This is a genomic window from Muricoprocola aceti (genome assembly GCF_025567005.1).
GTDB lineage: Bacteria > Bacillota > Clostridia > Lachnospirales > Lachnospiraceae > Marvinbryantia > Marvinbryantia aceti.
Genome location: NZ_JAOQKE010000039.1, coordinates 1 through 7,351, shown reverse-complemented (window position 1 = coordinate 7,351; position 7,351 = coordinate 1). Strand labels below are relative to the sequence as shown.

Annotated in this window: 4 protein-coding genes and 2 pseudogenes; all 6 read left to right on the top strand. The window is 42.6% G+C overall.

The features are described 5' to 3' along the window. Positions 1 to 886 precede the first annotated feature (886 nt). Positions 887 to 1,684, top strand: a pseudogene (locus OCV47_RS15630) (DDE-type integrase/transposase/recombinase); the annotation flags it as partial. 132 nt (positions 1,685 to 1,816) lie between these two features. Further along, positions 1,817 to 3,730 carry a tyrosine-type recombinase/integrase gene (locus tag OCV47_RS15625; RefSeq protein ID WP_262655941.1) on the top strand — a complete coding sequence of 638 codons (1,914 nt, stop codon included), beginning with the start codon at positions 1,817 to 1,819 and terminating at the stop codon, positions 3,728 to 3,730. Continuing rightward, on the top strand, positions 3,720 to 4,700 hold the full coding sequence (locus tag OCV47_RS15620; protein WP_262655939.1) for a tyrosine-type recombinase/integrase: 981 nt from the start codon (positions 3,720 to 3,722) through the stop codon (positions 4,698 to 4,700). Before OCV47_RS15625 ends, OCV47_RS15620 begins: the two co-directional genes overlap by 11 nt. Next, on the top strand, positions 4,693 to 5,724 hold the full coding sequence (locus OCV47_RS15615) for a tyrosine-type recombinase/integrase (protein ID WP_262655938.1): 1,032 nt from the start codon (positions 4,693 to 4,695) through the stop codon (positions 5,722 to 5,724). Before OCV47_RS15620 ends, OCV47_RS15615 begins: the two co-directional genes overlap by 8 nt. A 112-nt stretch (positions 5,725 to 5,836) precedes the next feature. Then, positions 5,837 to 6,298, top strand: a pseudogene (locus tag OCV47_RS15610) (integrase core domain-containing protein); the annotation flags it as partial. A 2-nt stretch (positions 6,299 to 6,300) separates the two neighbouring features. Beyond that, complete coding sequence (locus OCV47_RS15605) at positions 6,301 to 7,104, top strand: ExeA family protein (RefSeq protein WP_262655937.1); 804 nt, start codon at positions 6,301 to 6,303, stop codon at positions 7,102 to 7,104. The last annotated feature ends 247 nt before the right edge of the window (positions 7,105 to 7,351 follow it).

The window sequence follows — 7,351 nt, the reverse complement described above, 5'->3', positions numbered from 1 at the left end:
CTGTTGTCATACGCCTGTGATGCATTCCCAGGAAGTCAAAGCCTTCCTGTCCGTCCCACATACATACAATCTTCGTCTTAACAAGTGTTATCAGTCACTTTATAACAAACCGATCTTTCAATTTTCATGCAAAATAAAAGAGGTCCTGGCATAAAGGAATCTGACGTATTTTCCATCAGATTGTTTTATCCTGAGACCTCTTGTGTTATCATATGGTTTTGTAACCACGAAATAAAAAGCAGAAACCTCCCCGACCAAAGTTCGATTCCTGCTTTTACCCAAACATAGCTTACGCTATATTCATGCATACCTATGATAACAGTTTATACAGAAAACTACAACCTTATTTCTCAGGATTTTTACAATAAAACTATTGATTCTCTTGATCTGAACCTTATTTCATGTACCTGCGGCCACTCTGGCTGTCTCATCCGTTATGGTTCTTACATACGCAACGTCCAGCTTACTGACCGTGTCCTCTCACTTTCTGTTGTCCGTGTATACTGCAAAACCTGCGGACATACCCATGCATTGCTGCTTTCATCCATGGTTCCTTATTCGCAGATCCCTCTGGTTCTGCACGTCCGTCTGATCCATGCTTATGAGCATGAAACCGGATTCCGGAACATACTGGCAGAACAGTACCTCGTGGATGAAAACAACCTGAAATCCATCATCCGGAACTACCGTTTACATTGGAAGCAACGGTTGCTTTCCATGAGGCTTCACCTCCCCGATATCCCCAGCCTGATTTCAGGATGTTTTTCCCTCTTTTCCAGACAGTTCATGCAGATTAAATCAACCTCCAATAAACTTTTTATCCTACCAACATAACCTTACACGACAGGTCTGGTTTTATCCTTTATCCTTAAGAAAAAGGAGGAAGATGAAACTTATGAAACAGGAAAAACAACAGAAAATCGCACTGATGCGCTATGGCGCCATCGCACCTATCATTGCAGGACTTGATGAACGTTATCCAAACAAAACCGCTTTTTACACAGAAATCTCTGCCAAAGGACTTATGGGACCGGATGGAAAGCTCCATCATTATGCTCCCGTCACCATTGAAAAATGGTATCTTGACTACCAGAACCATGGGTTTGAAGGTCTCGTCCCGAAAGGGCGGTCAGATGCCGGTGTGAGCCGCAAGCTTGACGAAGAACTTCAGGAGAGGATCCGGTATTTCAAGACCAACTATCCACGTATGTCTGCAGCTGCTATTTACAGGCAGCTGAGATCCGATGGTTCTGTCATAAACGGACAGGTATCGGAATCCACCGTCTGCCGCTTTGTAAACCGGCTTCAGTTGGAACTGCGGCAGACACCGAACAAGGATATGCGCCGATATGAACGCCCTCATATCAACGAAGTCTGGTGCGGAGACAGCAGTGCCGGTCCCCGCCTTACAGATCCGGATGGAAAAAAACACCGGGTCTATATCATTGCCCTGATCGATGATGCCAGCCGGTTCATTACCGGGATCGATGTGTTCTACAATGATAACTTTATCAATCTGATGTCCGTTATGAGATCAGCCATAGCAAAGTATGGGCGCCCAAAAGTTTTCAACTTTGACAACGGGAAATCTTATAAGAACAAACAGATGGAACTCCTTGCCGCAAGAATCGGTACAACACTCAGTTACTGCCAGCCATACACTCCCACCGGAAAAGCCAAGATCTTATACGACGGATTTTTTTATCCGCATCTTTTCTGAGAAATATTGATTTTACAACAGATTTTTGAGAAAAGATGCGGATAAAAATGTTCTACTACCTGATAATGGAGGTATCAAACATAAGGAGGTACCTCTATGGATACTTATCAAACTATGACACAGTCTGTGTTGAACTATCTGTCCGATCACCAGTATTGTTCTTCATTGATCAAAGCAAACGAACGATGTTTTGAAAAACTTCGTGTTTATCTGGAAGAAAAGAACATCAGCTATTCTCCGGAAGCAGCTCATGAATGGTATACACAGGCTAATAATCTTGCGCCTTCAGATAGCAATCATGGGCGTGTTGCGCTTGAAAGACTGCGGGATGTTGCAGAAACCGGTTCTATCCGGATCGAGCATGAAACAAGGCACCTGATGTCATATACGATCCTGTCTTCTCACATGAAGAACCGTCTAGAGATTTATCTTGATTATAAAAAAGATACATTCTCTGAAGCAACAATAGATAATCATCGCCATTCATGTGCTAAATTTCTAGCTTTTGCACAGAGAAGAGGCATTCAGCTGATCAGTGAGATTAGTGCAGCATTGATTGCAGATTTTTATAATGATGCTGTCTACTTTGGCATTGCTAACAAGTCACAGGTAAACAGTCACGTTTCAGCCATGATGCAGTACTTCTATGAAAAAGGAGAAGTTTCATACAGTTGTATTCTGATCGTACATTATCTTTCTCATGGAAAGCTCCAGGGATGTTTTTGGAATGAGATATCCAATGATGCCCATTTAAAAATCGGTGAATATATGAAATCCTCTGAGACTGTATGCATTGAAACACTTCACGGTTATAAAGACATTCTTGTACAGCTTCACCGTGATAATGAATACTCCAAATGTGTGACCACTTTAAATAACCGGGCTGTGGATCTTCTGATCCTTTTTCTGGAGATGAACGGGTACGCCTATAACCCTGATATTGCCATGGTCTGGTTTGAAGAGATCCGTACCCATTTCGGAAAGCAGGCAGATTCCTACCGCAGAGCATTATGTATGATAGCAGACTACCATCATACCTCATCAATTTCACTGGAATCCGTATATCGTGTTACCCCATCTCATTTTTATCAGCTTCCTGCATGGTGCTTCGAGGCTGCAGATGGTTATGTCAAAACAAAGATAAAAGAAGGTTGGGCGCAATCTACTCTGAACATGATCCGAAGTAGCATTACACGGTTCTGCTTTTTCCTGGAGTCTGAAGGACTCCTTTCGTTTAGAGAGTTAAATGCTTCCCACTTAAAGAAGTTTCATGTAAACGACATTCACAAAACACCTCGGGGAAAAAATGCATACAATACCAGGATACGGAAGTTCCTCATTTATCTTGGTGAACACGGATTTTTAACCAATCCCATGCTTTTTGTAGCTCTTCCGCGTACAAGTGCACCAAAAGAAACCATTGTAGTAGTGCTTACTGAGGATGAAATGGCTGAATTAACCGAACAGCTCAATAAAGATGATTCCAGGCTTACACTCAGAAAAAAGGCAATGTTGCTGCTTGGATTAAAAATGGGGTTAAGGGCATCTGATGTTGCCAATCTGTCCATTGAGGATGTTAACTGGACGTCTGCATCCATAAAGTTTATACAGAAAAAAACATCCGTCGAAGTAAATCTTCCTATGCCGACAGAAGTTGGCAATGCTCTTTTTCGTTACATTACGGAGGAACGAGGCCGAAAAGCAGCTTCAAAAGTATTTCTGAGTGAAAAGGCGCCTAAAAAACCGATTGGCAGGTCAGTCTGTAATGCAGCTCTCAAAACAGCTCTTCCGGACAGGAAAGTGGAAGGTTCCGGTTTTCATGTCACACGTAAAACATATGCAACCCAGCTTCTGAAAAATGGTGTTGGAGCTGACATGGTAGCCGAAGCACTTGGGCAGCGTGGAACATCATCGATTAATCGCTATCTTTCATTGGATAGTGACAGAATGCGTATGTGTCCGCTGTCTCTTTCAGAGTGTGGTGTAGGAGGATGGGCACATGAAAGATAGAGCTGTCCGTAAAAGTCTGATCGCACCCTATATAGATGGACTTCTTGAGGAAAAACATGCAAACGGCTATTCTTATGAAAGTGAAGAACTGGTTCTTAACCGTTTTGATACATACTGCATTGAGAAAAAACTCGAAACACCCGAAATTACCAGAGCATTTCTGGGTGATTGGATGGAACGCAGTGAAACAGAAGGTTCCTTCAATCATGGTAAACGGATCTCCTGTGTAAGACAGCTTCTTATATATATGGCTACATGCGGGATCAATGTATATATTCCCCACGATTTTTGCCATTTCAAAAGGGTTATGCCACATATATTTGAAGCCGAGGAACTTATCAGCTTTTTTTCAGAAGTGGATTCTTACTTTCCACCCGACAACAGACCGGCCTATCAACACCGGCTTGCCAATGAGTATCGTCTTTTGTTCCGCTGGTACCTATGCTGTGGACTTCGCAATGCAGAAGCGGCAGGGATATTGACTGAAAATGTGGATTTTGAAACGGGAACGCTAACAATTCTGGATTCAAAAGGAAATAAGGATCGGCTGGTCTATCTTCCTGATGACCTGCTTGAAAGTACAAGGCAGTATTATTCCTATCTGACTGATGCCTTAGGAAAAGAATCAAAATGGTTTTTTCCTGGGATGAACCCGGAAAAATTTTTACCGAATACAACGGTTGACAGTGTTTTTACCCGTTTCTGGAATAAAACTCCATATGCGAACTGCAGCAATAAGCCGACAGTACATGATTTTCGCTTCTCTTATGTTGTTTCGCGAATGAATCTATGGGCTGAGGCTGGTGTAGATCTGCAGGTCATGATGCCATATCTCAGCCGTTATCTTGGACATAAGAGTACAAATGAGACTTTTTACTATTATTATCTTGTAAAAGAAGCATATAAAACAATCGAAAAGAAAGATACGATTGCGGATGATGTAATCCCGGAGGTTCCTTCCTATGAGTAAGAAACCGGAATTCGCAGATTTGTTCTTTTCGAAAACAAAAGACTTCCTTGATATTTTTTTAAAAAGCCAGGAACAGCGGAGCGCAGATACGATAAAGGCCTACCGAATCTCGCTGTCTTCCTTTTATAAATATGTAACTGAAGTAAAGGAAATGAAAGTGATGCATTTCTGCTTTTCAGACTGTACTTATGAGTTTGTGTTATCTTATTCGCAGTATCTCCAGGAAGCACAAAAACTTGCAAACAGTACGGTAAACCAACGGCTAGCTGCACTGAAATCATATCTGAAGTATGTTTCCGATGGTGACATCGGCCTGATGCAGATTTATATGGCGGTACAGAAAGTGCCACTTCTTAAAACACCAAAACTTCAAAGACCGGTCATAGAAAAAGAAGACTTAAAAGCTTTTTTGGCTGAGCCGGAAAATACAAAGATTGGAAGAAGAGACCGTGTTCTTCTTGCTCTGCTGTATGATACTGCTGTCAGAGTATCTGAGTTAACAGGTATTGTTCTTGGAGATATGACTTTGAATGTAAAAAATCCTTCCATAATCATCCATGGAAAAGGAAAGAAAAACCGGTCGATCGTTTTGAATAAGAAATGTGCAGGTCTGGTAAAAGACTATGTTCTCCACTATCACAAACCTGATGCATTACCTGATACACCACTGTTTTACACAGTGATCCACGGCAAGATGAATCATATGTCGCAGAGAAATGTGGAACGTATTGTAAAAAAGTATGGTGACAGTGTCCGCAAAGAACATCCCTCATTACCAGACAAAACATATCCACATATGTTGCGTCGCTCAAGGGCAACTGGTTTATACCGTGATGGCGTACCGCTGGAATTGGTATCTGCGATATTAGGCCATGCCAGTTCAGAAACCACTAAAATTTATGCGATCCCTTCAGTCGAACAGATGCGAGAAGCACTTTCAAAGGGACAACCAGATGAAGCGGAAAACGAGAAGATCTGGGAAGGCAAAGAGGCTGAAATCCGTAGGTCGTTTGGTCTGGAGTAGTTTTTTTATCCGCATCTTTTATCAAAAATCTGCTGTAAAATCAATATTTCTCAGAAAAGATGCGGATAAAAAAATCCGTCGTATAAGATCTTTTATACGAACATTCGTATAAAAGATCGAACGCTGGTTCCGGACGATGAAGGATCAGTGGATGGCAGCCCTTGATATGCGGGATTTCCATTCACTGGAAGAGCTGAGGGGAAGTCTGTACGCTTTTGTCCAGCAATACAACCAATCCCCCCATTCTTCCCTCCGTGGACTGTCCCCACAGGACCGTTTCTTTTCAGAACCGGAGCAGATACGCCGACTTTCTGAGGAAGACATCCGTCAAAATTTCCTTCTGGAGATTGAACGCCGGGTATCTGCTGACAGTGTGATCGTCATCGACCAGATTGAATACGAAGTTGATTATCGTTTTGCACGGCAGCGTATCCGCCTGCGCTATTCCCCGGATATGAAAGAAATCTTCATTGTGGAAGCTGACGGGACGCTGACACCCATCCGGCTTCTCAATAAAACCGAAAACGCATTGATAAAAAGAGAAAAAGTACGCTTATGCAAAGGAGACGAATGATTATGGATTACACTGCAAGATACGGATTGGAGTTCAATCCTTTCCTAAAGAACTCAAAAGAAGTCCTCGTAGAAACACAGGAATACAAGGAGGTTCTGTTCCGTCTGAACTACCTGCTTACCACAAAAGGCTTCGGTCTCCTGACCGGAAGCGCCGGAAGAGGAAAGACCACCGCCGTCAGGAACTGGGCTTCGGGACTGAACACTTCCCTTTATAAAGTAGTTTATTCCAGTCTTTCCACCCTGACTGTAAATGATTTTTACCGGAATCTTGCCGCTGAACTTGGCGCCCAGCCTGCATTCCGCAAAACCGATAACTTCAAGATCATCCAGGGTGAGATCAACCGTCTCGTACTTGAGAAACGACAGACGCCTGTCATCATCATAGATGAAGCGAACTATATTGGAAACGCAGTACTCAATGACTTAAAAATGCTGTTCAACTTTGAAATGGATTCAAAAGACCGGGCGGTTATCCTTCTTTCCGGTCTGCCACAGCTCAACAGCACCCTGCGCCTGAGCATCCACGAACCTTTCCGCCAGAGAATTGTCATGAATTATAATCTGGAAGGAATGACAAAAGCAGAAGGACATTCCTATGTTACTGCCAAACTGAATGGTGCCGGATGCACACAAACGGTATTCGAAGAGAATGCACTGGAAGCGATCCTCAATGCAGCGAATGGGACTCCACGTATGATCAACAAACTGTGTAATGCAAGTCTGTTGGTTGGAAACAGCTCAAATTTAAATATCATAACCGCCGATGCCGTCATGCAGGCAATCAATGACTGCGAGCTCGGATAGCTTTAGAAACCATCATGTAAAATAATCTGCATGATGGTTTTTTACATAAAACAATGTGCCGGAATCGTCCAAAACTATGTGATTGATGCCGTTGTCAGGCACTATAAAAGACCTGTTTTAATGTGACGGAAGAGGCAGCGTTTAATTTGCTGGATAACACCATAGAGAATCCCTGATTTCAGCCACTGCCTTATGAGTTTTTGGATTCTTCTATCTGAGATTCTTAACTCAATAAGCGCCATTAGCT